General features: G+C 63.0%; 15 protein-coding genes. 12 read left to right on the top strand and 3 right to left on the bottom strand.

What is annotated here, in order from left to right:
* Positions 1-42: 42 nt before the first annotated feature.
* Genes H7A13_06900 through H7A13_06890 form a run of 3 tightly spaced genes read left to right on the top strand, consistent with a single transcriptional unit; the run spans position 43 to position 3,482 of the window.
* Complete coding sequence (locus H7A13_06900) at positions 43-1,569, top strand: NAD(P)H-hydrate dehydratase (protein ID MCP5333072.1); 1,527 nt, start codon at positions 43-45, stop codon at positions 1,567-1,569.
* 12 nt (positions 1,570-1,581) lie between these two features.
* A complete protein-coding gene (gene tsaE / locus H7A13_06895) occupies positions 1,582-2,094 on the top strand; it encodes a tRNA (adenosine(37)-N6)-threonylcarbamoyltransferase complex ATPase subunit type 1 TsaE (GenBank protein MCP5333071.1) in 513 nt (170 codons plus the stop codon).
* Positions 2,028-3,482, top strand: a complete 1,455-nt coding sequence (locus tag H7A13_06890) for an N-acetylmuramoyl-L-alanine amidase (GenBank protein ID MCP5333070.1) — start codon at positions 2,028-2,030, stop codon at positions 3,480-3,482. Before tsaE ends, H7A13_06890 begins: the two co-directional genes overlap by 67 nt.
* Before the next feature lie 34 nt (positions 3,483-3,516).
* On the opposite strand, the gene H7A13_06885 is transcribed toward H7A13_06890, so the two are convergent.
* The 3 genes from H7A13_06885 to H7A13_06875 form a co-directional block, all read right to left on the bottom strand.
* Positions 3,517-4,182: a cytochrome b/b6 domain-containing protein gene (locus H7A13_06885; GenBank protein MCP5333069.1), complete on the bottom strand. Its 666-nt coding sequence runs from the start codon at positions 4,180-4,182 to the stop codon at positions 3,517-3,519.
* A gap of 130 nt (positions 4,183-4,312) precedes the next feature.
* Positions 4,313-4,912, bottom strand: a complete 600-nt coding sequence (locus H7A13_06880) for a YIP1 family protein (protein MCP5333068.1) — start codon at positions 4,910-4,912, stop codon at positions 4,313-4,315.
* 126 nt (positions 4,913-5,038) lie between these two features.
* A complete protein-coding gene (locus H7A13_06875) occupies positions 5,039-6,403 on the bottom strand; it encodes a DedA family protein (protein ID MCP5333067.1) in 1,365 nt (454 codons plus the stop codon).
* Between the two features lie 156 nt (positions 6,404-6,559).
* Here H7A13_06875 and H7A13_06870 point away from each other — a divergent pair, with 156 nt between their 5' ends.
* The 9 genes from H7A13_06870 (at position 6,560) to H7A13_06830 (ending at position 15,620) form a co-directional block, all read left to right on the top strand.
* The gene (locus tag H7A13_06870) at positions 6,560-7,798 is read left to right on the top strand and encodes a glutamate-5-semialdehyde dehydrogenase (protein ID MCP5333066.1); all 1,239 of its coding nucleotides are present in this window, start codon (positions 6,560-6,562) and stop codon (positions 7,796-7,798) included.
* Entirely contained in the window at positions 7,795-8,499 is a 705-nt protein-coding gene (nadD, locus tag H7A13_06865; protein MCP5333065.1) for a nicotinate-nucleotide adenylyltransferase, read from the top strand. Before H7A13_06870 ends, nadD begins: the two co-directional genes overlap by 4 nt.
* Positions 8,489-8,833, top strand: a complete 345-nt coding sequence (rsfS, locus tag H7A13_06860) for a ribosome silencing factor (GenBank protein ID MCP5333064.1) — start codon at positions 8,489-8,491, stop codon at positions 8,831-8,833. Before nadD ends, rsfS begins: the two co-directional genes overlap by 11 nt.
* A gap of 6 nt (positions 8,834-8,839) precedes the next feature.
* Positions 8,840-9,307, top strand: a complete 468-nt coding sequence (rlmH, locus tag H7A13_06855) for a 23S rRNA (pseudouridine(1915)-N(3))-methyltransferase RlmH (protein MCP5333063.1) — start codon at positions 8,840-8,842, stop codon at positions 9,305-9,307.
* A gap of 6 nt (positions 9,308-9,313) precedes the next feature.
* Complete coding sequence (mrdA, locus tag H7A13_06850; GenBank protein ID MCP5333062.1) at positions 9,314-11,158, top strand: penicillin-binding protein 2; 1,845 nt, start codon at positions 9,314-9,316, stop codon at positions 11,156-11,158.
* The gene (rodA, locus tag H7A13_06845; protein MCP5333061.1) at positions 11,155-12,282 is read left to right on the top strand and encodes a rod shape-determining protein RodA; all 1,128 of its coding nucleotides are present in this window, start codon (positions 11,155-11,157) and stop codon (positions 12,280-12,282) included. Before mrdA ends, rodA begins: the two co-directional genes overlap by 4 nt.
* Before the next feature lie 82 nt (positions 12,283-12,364).
* On the top strand, positions 12,365-13,336 hold the full coding sequence (gene mltB / locus H7A13_06840) for a lytic murein transglycosylase B (protein ID MCP5333060.1): 972 nt from the start codon (positions 12,365-12,367) through the stop codon (positions 13,334-13,336).
* Positions 13,337-14,245, top strand: a complete 909-nt coding sequence (locus H7A13_06835; protein ID MCP5333059.1) for a septal ring lytic transglycosylase RlpA family protein — start codon at positions 13,337-13,339, stop codon at positions 14,243-14,245.
* A 211-nt stretch (positions 14,246-14,456) separates the two neighbouring features.
* Positions 14,457-15,620: a D-alanyl-D-alanine carboxypeptidase gene (locus tag H7A13_06830; protein MCP5333058.1), complete on the top strand. Its 1,164-nt coding sequence runs from the start codon at positions 14,457-14,459 to the stop codon at positions 15,618-15,620.
* Positions 15,621-15,628: the final 8 nt, after the last annotated feature.

Raw genomic sequence — 15,628 nt, 5'->3', positions numbered from 1 at the left:
TTATAATTCTCGCCCCAACTGACTGCCAAAGCGAGCCTGCCGATGGTTGATCCGATCTCCTCATTCCGTGACACCCTGCCGACGCTGCTCTATACGGCAGCGCAGTCACGCCAGCTCGATCGGTTGGCACAGCAGCTTCCCGGCATCGATGGGTCGGTGTTGATGCGGCGCGCCGGCAGTGCCGCCTTCGATGTATTGCGCAGCCACTGGCCGCAGGCGCGGCGGCTTTTGATATTCTGCGGCGGCGGCAACAACGGTGGCGATGGGTATGTGCTGGCCGAACTGGCGCAGCGTGCGGGTTTCAGCGTCACCTTGGTGGCGTTGGTGGCAGCGGAACAGTTGCGGGGCGAAGCGTTGGTGGCCTGCCGCAACGCGGTGGCTGCCGGCGTCGAACCGTTGCCTTTCGCAGCGGAACGACTGGTCGACACGCAACATGATCTGCTCGTCGACGCGCTGTTGGGCACCGGCCTCAGCGGCGAGCCGCGCGCCGAGTATCGCGCGGTGATCGACTGGATCAACGCGAGCGCGCTGCAGGTGCTGGCACTGGACCTTCCTTCCGGACTCGATGCCGACACCGGCCGGGTGTGGGGCGCCGCCGTGCGCGCCGACCTGACCATTGCCTTCATCGCCGCCAAGCGGGGAATGTTGACCGGGGCGGGTCCTGACCACTGCGGCCTGCTCGGCTTCGCCGACCTCGAATTGCCTGGAGCGCTCCATCAGAAGCTGGAGAGCGAGCCGGTGCTGCGGCTCACATCGACCCTGTTGCCGCAGTGGCTACCGCGCCGGCCGCGCAGCGCCCACAAGGGGATGTTCGGCCATCTGCTGATCATCGGCGGCAACCATGGCTATGGCGGGGCGGTGTCGATCGCCGCCGAAGCGGCGCTGCGCGCCGGGGCCGGACTGGTGACGATTGCCACGCGCGGGGCGCACCTGAGTGCACTGCTGGCGCGGCGACCCGAGGCGATGGTGCGCGCGGTCGAATCGGGACAGGATCTGGAGCCGCTGCTGGCGCTGCCGACCGTGATCCTGCTGGGGCCGGGGCTGGGTCAGGATGCCTGGGCCGAGCAGATGGTACAGCGGGTGCTTGGCAGCGATCTGCCGTTGGTCGTCGATGCCGATGGGCTCAACCTGCTGGCGCGCCGCGCCACGCCTGTGCACCGCGAAAACTGGATCCTGACACCCCACCCGGGTGAAGCAGCGCGACTGCTCGGCTGCGACAGCCGCGAGGTGGAGGCCGACCGCTTTGCCGCCGTGCAGCAGCTGGCCGAACGTCATGGTGGTGTGGCGCTGCTGAAAGGGGCCGGCACCCTGGTGGCCAGCGCAGCGGTAGGTGGCGGGATTGCGCTCTGTGCCGCCGGCAACCCCGGCATGGCCAGTGGCGGCATGGGCGATCTGCTGAGCGGACTCATCGCCGCACTGTTGGCCCAGCAATTGTCGCTGGTCGATGCAGCGCGGGCCGGGGTGCTGCTCCATGCCATGGCCGGTGACGAAGCCGCCGGCGGCAACGAGCGTGGCCTGCTGGCCACCGATCTGCTGGCACCGCTGCGCCGGTGGGTCAATCCGCTCTGACGCAGGGTGCGCATGTCTGATTCAACCACCATTCTGACGTTGCTGCTGCCCGATGAAGCGGCAACGCTGCGATTGGGCGGGGTGCTTGCCGAGGTGGTCGCTGCGGGGATTCTGTTCCTGCGCGGTGATCTGGGCAGTGGCAAAACGACGCTGAGCCGCGGCCTGTTGCATGGCCTGGGGCATCAGGGCGCAGTCAAAAGTCCAACCTATACCTTGGTCGAACCCTATCTGCTGAGCGAACTGGCGCTCTATCATTTCGATCTCTATCGTCTTGCTGATGAAAAAGAGCTTGAATATCTTGGTGTTCGGGATTATTTTCGAGAAGATAGCTTATGTCTGATCGAATGGCCGGAGCGGGGTGAGCCCCTGTTGCCATCACCCGATCTTGAAATCAGGCTGAAATGGATCGAAAAGGGGCGCTGGTGCGAAATCGAGGGCTGTTCGGACAGGGGACGGATGTGGTTGGCGCAGTTGCGCTGCAATCCTGTGGTGCAGGCATTGGCCGTGGCCGCAGTCGACGACTGAGCCTGACAATCCGCTTCGGCTCACTGCTGTGCCTGCTGGTTTTTTTGCTGGCCCAGTCGGCATCGGGGGCAGCCATCCTCAAGAGTGCCAAGGTCGAAAACAGCGGAGAGAGCAGCCGTCTTCTGCTCGATTTTTCGGCCGGCGTCACCCACAAGTTTTTCACGCTGTCAGCACCGGATCGTCTGGTGATCGATCTGACCGAGACCCAGCTTGGCGCTGCCCTCGACCGGCTCGATCTGGCGGCGACGCCGATCGCCCGCATCCGCACCTCGCACCAGCCACGGAGCGCACGGCTGGTGTTTGACCTCAAACAGCGCACGCCGGTGCGGGTCTATCTGACTGCGACCGAGGGCGCAGCGACCCAGCAGCGGTTGGTGGTTGAGCTGGGCGCGCAGAAGAAGACGGCAAAGCCACCCTTGCCGGCCGCGGCTGCCACAGCCAGGTCAGCGAAACCACCTGTCGCCGAAAAACCGAGATCTCCGTCCGTCACCCAGCCGCCGCTCGTCAAGGGGAGTGCGAAGCCCAGCCCTGCAGCGTCGCAGTCAGCGCGGGTGACCGCAGTGGCGCCTAACGTCAAATCGGTGCAACAGCTCAACCACGAACGGCGAGATCTGGTGATCGCGATCGATGCCGGGCATGGCGGTGACGATCCAGGCGCGCTGGGACCGGGCGGGATCCGTGAAAAGGAGATCACGCTGGCCATCGCCAGGCAGTTGCATGGCCTGTTGAGTCAGGAACCTGGTTTCAAGCCGGTGCTGATCCGCAGTGGTGACCGTTTCGTGCCGCTGCGTCAACGCACCGAGATCGCCCGCAAGCACAAGGCCGATCTGTTCATTTCAATTCATGCCGACTCCTTTTCTGGCAGCGATGCGCGTGGCGGTTCGGTCTACACCCTGTCGCAGCGCGGGGCCAGCAGCGAGAGTGCGCGCTGGCTGGCCGATCAGGAGAACAAGGCCGATCTGATCGGCGGTGTCGGACTCGACCAGCGCGATGGTATGGTGGCGCAGGTGATTCTCGACCTCTACATGACCGCCACGCTCAACACCAGCAATGAACTGGCATCCGAACTGTTGCGCGGGTTGAACAAAGTTGGGCCGCTGCATCGGCAGCAAGTCGAAAAGGCGGGGTTCATGGTGCTGAAGTCGCCCGATATCCCGTCGGTGCTGGTCGAAACCGGCTTCATCTCCAATCCCAGCGAGGCGCGCCTGCTGAACACCCGGCAGCATCAACAGCGGCTGGCACAGAGCCTGCGTGGCGCCATTGTCTCTTACTACAGCCGCCGCCCGCCCGAGGGCACGATGCTGGCCTGGCGCAAACGGGGCGGCGATCTCTCCGCCAGCCCGGCGGTGGCGCAGAATGAGTCGAGCGAGCTGCCAGTTCGACGCTGAGCCTCTGTGACACGGGCTGCGTGTCGTTCTGGCATCAAAGTACCCGCAAGGCCAGCAGTTCGATCAGGGAAGGCAGCAGCACCAGCAGCAGAATCGCCACCCGGCGCCACAGTGACTTCCAGCCACGCGAACGGTGCAGGGTGATCATGATGCCGCCCAGCATCGAGCGACTCAGGTTGCGGCGATCGATCAGACTCTGGCCCAGCACGCCGACGACATGCAGCAGCACGAGCAGCAGACTGAACTGGGCCAGCAGTTCATGACTGCCTGCGAGCAGCCATTTGTGCCAGACCATGCCTGCGGGGAAAAAACCCATCAGCCATCCATAGCCATGGTCGAGGGCCAGCAGCGCCATGCCGGTGACACAGAGCAGCAGCAGGATGCTGAACAGGGCCAGAATGTTGAGTGCACCCAGTGGATGATGCCCGTGGTGCGGCAAGGGGCGCAGCGCCAGCAGGGCCGCGAGATGCGCCTTCACGGCCGTGGGCGTGATCCAGAGTTGATCGAGGGCGGCCGGGGTGGTGCTGAAGAGTCCGCCCAGCAGTCGCAGCCCGATCAGCAGCACGATCAGATGGCCGGCCAGCGCATGCAGCCAGAGCGCCTCCTCGCCGCTGAGATAAGCCAGCACGAAGCTGGCGGCCAGCAGCCAGTGGAGCAACCGGATCGGCCAGGGCCAGAGTCGATACTGTCGTTCTGACATGCGCGGGTTTCAAAGCCTGCTGGCTTGACCAGATGGTGTGGCTGTCGTGTCCGGGCGCAAACGATGCGTGGCTTCTGTCGATTCGAGATGCAGGGTGGATGCAGGCGTCCCTGCCTGCATGGCCGACTGTTCAGGAGACGAATTGCGGCGCGGCACCCATGCTCCAGAGAATCACCGTGGCGCCCATCAGTGCCACCACCATCACCAGGCCCACCGCGATCACCGCACTGGAAAAGAGTACGCCGCGCTCAGGTGAGATCTCCATCATGATCGGCGTGCCCTGATAGAGCAGATAGACGGTGTAGCCGATTGCAACAAGCCCCACCACCAGGTCGAACCAGAGCGCTGGATAGATGCCGAGTAGACCGCTCAGCAGCAACGGGGTGACGGTGTATCCGGCCAGCTTGAGGCTCCGGGCAAAGGAGGAGTTGGCGCCGTAGGTTTGCGCCATCCAGTGGATCAGGGCACCCAGCAGCATGACCATCGCCAGAATGGCGCCATAGAAGAGCAGCGCGATGATCAGTGCACTCTGGCTGGTGAGTTTGGTGGCCGGACCGCTGCCGATGCTCCAGCCAAAGGTGGTGGTGCCGATGTACCAGCACAGTGGCGGCAGCAGCGCCAGCCAGATCAGGTGGTTGAACAGATGGTGCAGCGGACTCTCGGTTTCGTCATGGATGGATTGCCATGCCTGATTGGGACGGGTGAAGATCTCGACGGTATGTGCCAGCAGCATTGGGGGTCTCCTCCTGAAGTCGTTATTTTCGATTGCCTGCGGTCTTGGCCAAGAGTACAAAACCGCTGATCATGATGCCATAGCCATTACAAAGATAATGGGCAAATGCGCGCTGGCGTTCGTTCACAGCCAGCCACTGCCGGCCATTCGCGCGGAGGCATGGCTCCAGTGCTGCAATAGATAGACCACGCTGATCATCAGGCTGGCACTGCTCCAGCTCCAGCCGGGCAGCGTGCCACGCAGGGCCAGCTCTTCATGATGGCGGTGGCAGAACAGCGTCATCAGGTTGGCGATCAGCAGACCGACCAGCAACTCCTTGATCACAGTGGTAAAGGGTGGAGCCTCGAAATAGAGCTGGCTGATGCCGAACAGGCTGATCAGCGCCGCCATGCCGGTGTAGATCACGAAGCGGTGGGGTGGCGTCCAGGATTGTGCGATCAGGTAGGCGGCAAAGCCAAGCGGTGCGGTCAGGGTTGCCAGCGGAAGCTGTCGGTTGGCCAATTGCAGCGTCAACAGCAGCAGTGCGAACCAGAAACCGAGTGCATGCCAGCCGCGCCGCGCCAGCAGCCAGATGGCGAGCAGGCCAGCCTGTCCGGCCAGGTGGGGGCGTTCAGCCAGCAGTTTGAGTGGCAGCAGCAGCAACGTGATGGCCGGATGGCGCAACGAGGAGAAAAAATCGGCCACGGCGCGGTCGTGACCGTTGAGCAGCACACCCTGGAGGGCGAACAGCATGGCCAGCAGCAGCGCCAGCGCCAGGCTGGCGAGCGGAAAAACGCCATCGGCGCGTCCGCCGCTGGCGCGCCAGCGCCAGAGCAGGGCACCGATCCTTGTCGATGTCAGTTGTCGTTGGCAGAAACGATAGAAGAGATGTCCCGGACTCAGTGCCAGATAGCCAAAGCGCAGTCCGTAGAGCGCTACAGAGCCGACCAGCAGCAGGACGATGCCCAGTTGCATGGCATCGGCGATCTGCGCCTCGCTCTGCTGCAGTGAGCTGCCGAGCAGATAGCCGGGCAGCAGATAGACGGGTGCCCACAGCAGCGCCGAGAACAGGTTGGTGAGAATGAAGCGCCCCACCGGCATGTCGAGCATCCCCGCCACCATCGGAATGAAGGGACGGATTGGTCCGACAAAACGGCCGAGCACGATGCTTTTACCGCCGTGGCGGTAAAAGAATGCCTCGCCATTGTCGATCCATTCGGGATGGCGGCGAAATGGCCCGAACTCACGAAGATGCTGATGAAAGTGATGACCGATCCAGAAGCTGATGCCATCGCCCAGAATCGCACCGATCATGCCTGCCAGCAGCAGCGGCGCGGCCTCGACCGTGCCGCTGCCGGCCAGTACGCTGATACCGATCAGCAGCACCACGCCGGGCACCAGCAGGCCGACGATGGCCAGCGACTCGGCCAGCGCAACGATGAAGATGGCGGCCAGGGTCCAGCCGGGGTGGCTCTGCAGCCAGGTCAGCAGGGTCTCGATCAAGGACATGGACTCCGGTTCATCGATGGTGCGACGCAGAATTGTAGCGAGTCGGGCCGCTCGTCGACATCGGGATGGCATTGGAACCACCCTGAGGCTTTCATTACAATGGGCGCTTCCCCCACTGATGATGTGCGTCAAATGAATCAACCGCTTGCACAGCAGATGCAGCAGATTGGCCTGCGCGCCCGCGAGGCTTCCCGCACGCTGGCACGCGCCAGCACCGGCGACAAGAACCGTGCCCTCATTGCCACCGCCGAGGCGCTGCAGCAGCACCGCACCACCTTGCTGCATGCCAACGGCCATGACCTCGAAGCAGCCCGGGCGCGCCAGCTCGAACCGGCGCTGATCGAGCGGCTGACGCTCAACGATGCCCGCATCGATGCGATGATCGAGAGTCTGCATCAGGTGGCGGCACTGGCCGATCCGGTCGGCGTCGTGACCGACCTGCGGCGCATGCCGAGCGGCATCGAGGTGGGGCGGATGCGGGTGCCGCTGGGGGTGATCGGCATCATCTACGAGTCAAGGCCCAGCGTGACCGCCGAGGCGGCCAGCCTTTGTCTGAAGTCGGGCAATGCCGCCATCCTGCGCGGCGGTTCGGAGTCGCACCACTCCAACCGTGTCATCGCCCAGGCGATCCAGCATGGCCTGGCGACTGCCCTGTTGCCGGACCATGCGATTCAGGTGCTGGAGAGCACCGACCGGGCGGCGGTGGGCCATCTGATCACGATGCCGGAGCATGTCGATGTGATCATTCCGCGCGGTGGCCGCGGCCTGATCGAACGCATCAGTCAGGAAGCACGCATTCCGGTGATCAAGCACCTCGATGGCATCTGCCACCTCTATGTCGATGCGCATGCCGACCTCGAGATGGCACTCAAGCTGGCGGTCAATGCCAAGACCCACCGCTATGGCGTCTGCAATGCGATGGAGACCCTGCTGGTCTGCGCTGCGGTGGCCGAACGCTTTCTGCCGCTGATCACCGATGCGCTGAAGGTGAAGGGGGTCGAACTGCGTGGTTGTACAGAGACCCGCCGTTGGGTGCCGGACTGCACGCCGGCCTGCGACGAGGATTGGATCACCGAGTACCTGGCGCCGATCCTGTCGATCCGGGTGGTGGCAGGGCTCGACGAGGCGATCGATCACATCAACCGCCATGGTTCGCACCACACCGACGGCATCATCACCCAGCGGCTCGACCATGCCCGTCGCTTCATCACCGAGGTCGACTCCAGCTCGGTGATGGTCAACGCCTCGACCCGTTTTGCCGACGGCTTCGAGTATGGCCTGGGCGCCGAAATCGGCATCTCCACCGACAAGCTCCATGCCCGTGGGCCGGTCGGGCTCGAGGGGTTGACCAGCCAGAAGTATGTGGTGCTGGGAGACGGCCACATTCGCCAATGAGTGGCCTGCTGGCGGAACAGCCCCGCAACCGCGCCGTTGGCTTCATGGGTGGCACCTTCGATCCGATCCACCATGGCCACCTGCGCTGCGCGCTGGAGATCAAGGAGCTGCTGGCGCTGGATGAGATGCGGCTGATTCCTTGTGGCGATCCCTATCACCGCTCGGCCGAGTCGCTGCCGGCTGCAGTGCGGGTTCAGCTGCTGGAAGCAGCGCTGGTCGGGAACCGGGCGCTCAGGATCGACAGGCGCGAACTGGCACGCACCGGTCCCAGCTACAGCCACGACACCTTGCTGTCGCTGCGCGGGGAACTGGGCGAACAGACAGCGCTCTGCATGGTGGTCGGCAGCGATGCCTACCAGGATCTCGATCGCTGGCACCGCTGGGAGACACTGCTCGATCTGGGCCATCTGCTGGTGATCGAGCGTCCTGGCTGGCAACCGCAGGAGCGGCCAGCGCTCAAGGCGCTGCGCGGCCGCTGTGAGACCGATCGCATCGATCGGCTGCGCAACAGGCCGGCCGGCGCGATGCTGTTTCTCTCGCTGCCTCGGCTCGAGATCTCCTCCACCCGCATCCGCGCCCTGATCGCCGCCGGGCGCTCTCCCGAGTATCTGCTGCCCGAAGCGGTCTGGCAGATGATTCGACAGCAGCAGCTGTATGGTTACCGATCCACCGACACGGACAATTCTCCCGATGAACGTTGAAACCCTGAAAGAGCGTCTGCTGACGGTGCTGGATGAGCGCAAGGCAGAGCAGATCGTCTGTCTCGATGTCCACGCGCTCACCTCGATCACCGACTGGATGATCATCGCGACCGGCACCTCGTCCCGGCACACCAAGGCGGTGGCCGAGTATCTGGTGCAGGAGGCCAAGAACCTCGGCCATCAACCCACCGGCGTCGAGGGGCTGCAATCGGGCGAGTGGGTGCTGGTCGATCTAGATCGGATCATCGTCCACATCATGCTGGCCGAAACCCGTCGTCTTTATGATCTGGAGCGGCTGTGGCGTCAGACACCGCTCATGCCAGCGCAAGATTGAGCATCGATGCGCATTCGCCTGCTGGCCGCGGGCAATCGCCCGCCGGCCTGGATCAAGAGCGGCTATGAAGAGTACATCTCCCGCCTGCGCCCCTACTGTCGCTTTGAGCTGATCGAGATTCCGCTGCCATCGCGCGGCAAATCATTGTCTGCGCAGCAGGCACGCCGGATCGAAGGCGAACGGATGCTGGCGGCCCTCGGCGAGCGTGACCGGCTGATTGCACTGGCCATCGAAGGTGAAGCCTGGAGCACTGCGCAGCTGAGCGCACGCCTCGGTGAGTGGGAGCGTGCCGGCGACCCTCTGGCGCTGGCGATCGGTGGACCGGATGGGCTCGATGACGCGCTGCTCGCTCGCGCCCAGCGACGCTGGTCACTTTCTGCGCTGACGCTGCCGCACCTGCTGGTGCGGGTGATCGTCACCGAGCAGCTCTATCGCGCCCATGCGCTGCGCGACAACCATCCTTACCACCGCTGAACCGCCATGTCGCCCAATCCGGTTTTCAAGGACCATGAGCAGGAGCGTCGGTTGGTGCAGCGCCGCCTGCTCTGGAGCGTGCTGCTGCTGCTGCTGTGCATGACACTTCTGCTGGGACGAATCTACACCCTGCAGGTGGTGAAGCATGAAGAGTTTCACACGCTGTCGGACAAGAACCGCATTCGCCTGCAACCGATTCCGCCGACCCGTGGCCTGATCTACGACCGCAATCAGCAGTTGCTGGCGCACAACAAGGCAAGCTTCAACCTGACGCTGGTCAAGGAGTCGATTGCAGACCTGCCGCAGACGCTCGATCGGCTCACCACCTTGCTGAAACTGACCGATGAGGAGCTGAACCGGTTCAGGAAACGGCTCGAACGCAGCCGCTCGTTCGATCTGGTTCCGCTGCGCGACAACCTGACCGAAGAGGAGATCGCCATTCTGGCGCTGGAGCGGCATCGCCTGCCGGGGGTCGAGGTGAGTGCGCAACTGGTGCGCCACTATCCGTTTGGGCCGCTGTTTGCCCATCCGCTCGGATATGTGGCCCGCATCAACGAGAGTGAGCTGAAGGAGGTCGATCCGGTCAATTACAGTGGCACCGAGTACATCGGCAAGGGAGGGGTCGAGCGGCAGAATGAAGCATTGCTGCATGGTCAGGTCGGCTATCAGAATGTCGAGATCGATGCCCGCGGCCGGGTGATCCGGGTGCTGAACAGCACCGCGGCGCAAAATGGGGCTGATCTCACCCTCTACCTCGACAGCCACATTCAGCAGGTGGCGGAAGAGGCGTTGACCGGTTGGCGTGGTGCGGCGGTCGCCATCGAAATCAGCAGTGGTGGCGTGCTGGCAATGGTGAGCACGCCCAGCTATGACCCCAACCTCTTCGTGACCGGCATCGATGCCCGGCGTTATGGCGAATTGCAGAAATCCACCGATCTGCCGCTGCTCAACCGCGCCGTACGCGGACGCTATCCGCCCGGTTCGACGGTCAAGCCGTTCGTGGCGCTGGCCGGCTTGCAGCATCAGGTGATCAATTTCGATTCGACGGTCGCTGATCCGGGCTGGTATCAATTGCCGGGCAACGAGCACAGATACCGCGACTGGAAAAAGTGGGGGCATGGCTACCGGGTCGGACTGCGTCAGGCGATCGTGGAGTCGTGCGACACCTTTTTTTATGATCTGGCTTATCGACTCAACATCGATCGGCTCTCCGACACGTTGGGCCGATTCGGCTTTGGCGCGCTGTCGGGGGCCGAATTTCCCGGTGAACTGCCGGGGATTCTGCCGAGCCGGGCCTGGAAACAGGCCAGATACCGGGCCAACTGGTTTCCAGGCGAGACCGTGATCACCGGCATTGGTCAGGGCTACATGACGGTGACGCCACTGCAGCTTGCCGCCGCCACTGCCACCTTGGCCAATCGCGGCGTCATGGTTCGACCACGTCTGGTCAAGTCGATCTCGCCAGTCGACAGTGCAGCGCTGCTGCCCAGCGCGCCGCCGCCGATCCAGTTGGCGCAGCGTGGCTACTGGGATTTCGTCATCGGCGCGATGGAGGGGGTGGTGCATGACCCCACTGGCACCGCCAAGCGGATCGCGGTGGACGCCCCTTACCGTATCGCCGGAAAATCGGGCACCGCCCAGGTGGTGGGCATCGCGCAGGACGAGGAGTATGACGCCGGCAAGATCTCCAAAAAGAACTGGGACCATGCTCTTTTCATCGCCTTTGCGCCAGCCGAAGCACCTCGGATCGCCGTGGCGGTGGTGGTCGAGAATGGCGGCAGCGGCAGCGGCACGGCGGCACCCATCGCCCGCCGCATTCTCGATGCCTATCTGTTGCCGAGACAACCATGAGTCAATCTGATTTCGTTCGCCGGTTGCCCGGTCTGGGTGAGCTCAGACAGGGCAAACCCTGGCTCAAGCGGCTGCATATCGATCCGCTGCTGCTGTTGCCGCTGCTGCTGTTGGCCGGTTATGGCCTGGTCGTGCTCTACAGTGCCGGTGGCGGCAGCCTCGATGCCATCGAACGGCAGGGAATGTCGCTGGGGTTGGCAGGCGTGTTGATGCTGATCGCCGCACAGATCGACGTCGCCATCCTGCGTCGCTGGGCGCTGGTGATCCATCTGGGGGGGACGGTCCTGCTGATCATCGTGCTGCTGGCGGGTGACGATGCCAAGGGGGCGACGCGCTGGATCGATCTGCAGGTGCTGCGGTTCCAGCCGGCGGAGATCATGAAGCTGGCGATGCCGCTGGCGGTCTGTCGCTACCTTGGTGACCACCATCTGCCGCCCACTCTCCCCACCGTTGCCGTGTCGATGGCGTTGATAGCGGTGCCTACACTGTTGATCGCCAAGCAGCCCGATCTGGGTTCGGCGCTGCTGATCGCCAGTTCGGGTCTCTATGCGCTCTTTCTGGCTGGCATCCGCTGGTTGTGGATTGCGCTTGCCGGCCTTGCAGGGGTGTTGCTCGCGCCGGCCCTGTGGTTCTTGCTGAGGGACTATCAGCGTCGACGCATCCTGACGCTGATCGATCCGGAGGCCGATCCGTTGGGGTCGAGCTGGAACATCATCCAGTCGAAGATCGCCATCGGCTCGGGTGGGCTCCACGGCAAGGGTTGGCTTGCCGGTACCCAGTCGCATCTCGATTTTCTGCCGGAAAGCCACACCGACTTCATCTTTGCGGTGCTGGCCGAGGAGTTTGGTCTGGTCGGCGTGTTGCTGCTGTTTGGCCTCTATTTGATAATTGTCGCCCGTGGTCTGTGGATCGCGGCCAAGGCACCCGATCTGTTTCAGCGTCTGCTTGCCGGTTCGATCACCCTGACCTTTTCTGTCTATGCCCTGGTCAATGTCGGCATGGTGAGTGGTGTTCTTCCCGTCGTCGGCGTGCCCTTGCCGCTGATCAGCCAGGGCGGCACTGCGCTGGTCACGCTGATGCTCGGCTTTGGCGTGTTGATGTCGATACAGACCCGTACACCTTGATCAATCGTTGGTAGATCCATTCATGCCCCTTGAATCTCCTTGCTTTCAGGCGCGCTGCATTCGCGCGCTCCGTATGCTGTCGATGACACTGTTGCTGTCTGGACATTGTGGTGCGCTTTGGGCAGCGGATTATCTGGAGCAGGTCGAAGTGCAGCAGTTCATCACCGAACTGGTCGAACATCACGACTTCTCTCGACCGGAGCTCGAAGCGCTGTTCAGCCAGGTGCAGCGGCAGCAGCGGGTGATCGATCTGATCTCGAAGCCGGCCGAAAAACGGCTCGAGTGGTTCGAGTATCGCCGCATCTTTCTCGATCAGGAGCGGATTCGGCAGGGCGTGCAGTTCTGGCGCGCCCATGCTGCCGAGCTGGCACGGGCCGAGAGTCAGTTCGGCGTCGAACCCCCAATGGTGGTGGCGATCATCGGCATCGAAACCCGTTATGGTCGCAACACTGGCACCACTCCGGTGCTGGATGCACTCACCACCTTGGCATTCGACTACCCACCCCGCAGCAAATTCTTCCGTCAGGAGCTGTTCAACTATCTGCTGCTGGCGCGCGAAGAGGGCAAGGATCCACGCTCGATCAAGGGCTCCTACGCGGGCGCCATGGGCTATGGCCAGTTCATGCCCAGCAGCTATCGCAACTATGCGGTCGATTTCGATGGCGATGGCAAACGCGACATCTGGAACAACCGCAGCGACGCGATCGGCAGTGTTGCCAGCTATTTCAACCGCCATGGCTGGCAGCACAATGCACCCGTGGTGATGACGGCACTGCCCAGCGCCGAGAATCCTGCCTTGGCGTTGAACGACACCAAAAAGCCGACCCTGTCGGTGGCGCAGTTGGCTGCTCAGGGAGTTCGTGCCCGTCAATGGGTCGAACCGGAGCGCAAGGCCGTGGCATTGCGGCTGCTGGGAGATGCAGGACCCGAATATTGGCTGGCTTTTGACAACTTTTACGTCATTACCCGTTACAATCAGAGCCAGTTGTATGCCATGGCTGCTCACCAGCTCAGTGAAGCAATCCGGCAGCACTACATTGCAGGAGCCGACTGAGTGCAGCAGAACAAAGCCATTCAACTGATCAGCCTGCTGATTTTCTCCACACTGCTGGTTGCCTGCGGCTCCCAGCCGAGAATTCCGCCCCCGCCGGGCACCAGCCGCATCGATATTCCGGTCACCGCACCTGCGGCTCCACCTGCCAGCGCGGAACCCTACAGCCCCCGTGGCAACCGCTCACCCTATCAGGTGTTCGGCCAGACCTACTATGTGCTGCCGACCGCCCAAGGCTATCAGGCCGAAGGGACTGCCTCCTGGTATGGCGAGCAGTTCCATGGTTTGCAGACATCGAATGGCGAAATCTACAACATGTACGCCCTGACCGCGGCGCACAAGAGCCTGCCGATTCCCTGCTATGCGCGCATCACCCATCTGGGCAATGGCCGTCAGGTGGTGGTGCGCGTCAATGACCGCGGCCCCTTCCATGATGACCGGCTGATCGACCTCTCCTACGGTGCGGCGCTCCAGCTCGGTTTTGCCGATGTGGGCTTGGCCCAGGTGCGCATCGAGGTGATCAACGCATCGGCGACACCGTTGAGTCCCACTGCAGCGGTCGTCGCATCGACACCGAAGCCCACCAGGGTTTCGGCGGAGAATGGAGTGCCTGCGGTCATCAAGCGCAAACCACCGGGATCGACGACCGCCGCGCGGTCTGCTGCCGAAGCTGGAGCGGGTCTCTACCTGCAGGCCGGCGCCTTCTCCAGGCGCGAAGCCGCCGCCGCGATGGTGGAGCGGTTGACGGATGTGGTGAAGCACCCGATCAGCATCAGCACGGCTGACACTGCCAAGCGGGAATCGCTGTTCCGGGTGCGCATTGGTCCGATTGCGTCACAGGATGAAGCGCAGCAGATACAGAGCCTGATCAGCAAGCATGGCATTGCCTCGAGTTTTGCCTTCCGGCAGTGAGCGGCCGTACAGTCGGCGCCATCGCCATTTCGCGGTAGAATCCCGACAGTTTGACCGCAGCGACATGTTGCCCGCTCAGCGACCAGCCGAGCAGCCGCGACTGAATTCGCGGGAGTGCCAGCCACTCCCGCATCCATGCACGATTTCATGACTCATACCCATGCCTGCTTCTGTTCATCGATTTGCTCCATTTTTTTTCATTCTGGTACTCATGTTGTCTGCTTCGACCGGTGCAGAACAGCCAGTGCCCACCCCCGCGCCCGTACCGGTGGCGGTGATTCCCGGACCGCCGGCGCTGACGGCCAGTGCCTATGTGATGATGGACGCCGACAGTGGTCGCATCCTCGCGGCGCAGAATGAAAACGAGCGGATGGCACCGGCCAGCCTGACCAAGATCCTCACCAGCTACATGGTGGCTGAAGAGCTGCAAAAGGGTCGGATTCGCGAAACCGATGAGGTCAACATCAGCATCAAGGCGTGGCAGATGGGTGGCTCGCGCATGTATGTCCGCGAAGGCACCAAGGTGCCGCTGCTCGATCTGCTGCGTGGCGTGGTGATCCAGTCCGGCAATGATGCCAGTGTGGCGTTGGCGGAGCATATCTCCGGCAGCGAAGAGGCCTTTGCCGAGGAGATGAACCGGATCGCCGCCAAGATCGGCATGAAGAGCAGCCACTTCGTCAATGCGACCGGCTGGCCCTCCCCCGACCACTACACCACTGCTTACGATCTTGCGCTGCTGGCGCGGGCGCTGGTCAAAAACCACCCGGAGCACTACAACCTCTACTCCGAGAAATATTTTCACTACAACAACATCAACCAGCCCAATCGCAACCGGCTGTTGTGGATCGACCCGTCGGTCGACGGCATCAAGACCGGTCACACCGAAGAGGCCGGTTACTGTCTGGTGGCTTCGGCCAAACGTGACAACATGCGACTGGTCACGGTGGTGCTCGGCACCAGCAGCGATCAGGCGCGCACCACGGAGAGCCAGAAGCTGCTCACCTATGGCTTCCGCTATTTTGAGACCCACAAGCTTTACAACGGTGGGGAGGCCTTGCAGCGGGCCCGCGTCTACGCAGGTGCACAGAACGAGGTGGAGCTGGGTCTGGCACAGGATCTCCACGTGACAGTGCCGCGTGGGCAATATGGGTCGCTGGCGGCCAGCCTGGAGATTCCCGGCATCATCAAGGCGCCGCTCGCGGCAGGGCAGAACCTCGGCAAGATCGTGCTGAAGCTGGGCGAGACACCGCTGCTGGAGCAGCCGCTGACCGTGATCAAGCCGGTGGAAGAGGGCGGCTGGTTCAAGCGTCTGCTGGATGCAGTCAGGCTGTTCTTTCTGCAGCTTTTCGGTGGAGACGGCGCGGGCAAATCATGACCCTGTGC

The sequence above is a fragment of the Pseudomonadales bacterium genome (assembly GCA_024234215.1).
Classification (GTDB): domain Bacteria; phylum Pseudomonadota; class Gammaproteobacteria; order Pseudomonadales; family UBA5862; genus JACKOQ01.
This window is presented reverse-complemented; position numbering and strand designations above follow the sequence as displayed.

What these genes read in the sequence shown, in the direction of transcription:
- tsaE (MCP5333071.1), top strand. Translation starts at nt 1,582, where the DNA reads ATGTCTGATTCAACCACCATTCTGACGTTGCTGCTGCCCGATGAAGCG.
- H7A13_06900 (MCP5333072.1), top strand. Translation starts at nt 43, where the DNA reads ATGGTTGATCCGATCTCCTCATTCCGTGACACCCTGCCGACGCTGCTC.
- rodA (MCP5333061.1), top strand. Translation starts at nt 11,155, where the DNA reads ATGAGTCAATCTGATTTCGTTCGCCGGTTGCCCGGTCTGGGTGAGCTC.
- nadD (MCP5333065.1), top strand. Translation starts at nt 7,795, where the DNA reads ATGAGTGGCCTGCTGGCGGAACAGCCCCGCAACCGCGCCGTTGGCTTC.
- H7A13_06885 (MCP5333069.1), bottom strand. Translation starts at nt 4,182, where the DNA reads ATGTCAGAACGACAGTATCGACTCTGGCCCTGGCCGATCCGGTTGCTC.
- H7A13_06875 (MCP5333067.1), bottom strand. Translation starts at nt 6,403, where the DNA reads ATGTCCTTGATCGAGACCCTGCTGACCTGGCTGCAGAGCCACCCCGGC.
- rsfS (MCP5333064.1), top strand. Translation starts at nt 8,489, where the DNA reads ATGAACGTTGAAACCCTGAAAGAGCGTCTGCTGACGGTGCTGGATGAG.
- rlmH (MCP5333063.1), top strand. Translation starts at nt 8,840, where the DNA reads ATGCGCATTCGCCTGCTGGCCGCGGGCAATCGCCCGCCGGCCTGGATC.
- mltB (MCP5333060.1), top strand. Translation starts at nt 12,365, where the DNA reads ATGACACTGTTGCTGTCTGGACATTGTGGTGCGCTTTGGGCAGCGGAT.
- mrdA (MCP5333062.1), top strand. Translation starts at nt 9,314, where the DNA reads ATGTCGCCCAATCCGGTTTTCAAGGACCATGAGCAGGAGCGTCGGTTG.
- H7A13_06830 (MCP5333058.1), top strand. Translation starts at nt 14,457, where the DNA reads ATGTTGTCTGCTTCGACCGGTGCAGAACAGCCAGTGCCCACCCCCGCG.
- H7A13_06870 (MCP5333066.1), top strand. Translation starts at nt 6,560, where the DNA reads ATGCAGCAGATTGGCCTGCGCGCCCGCGAGGCTTCCCGCACGCTGGCA.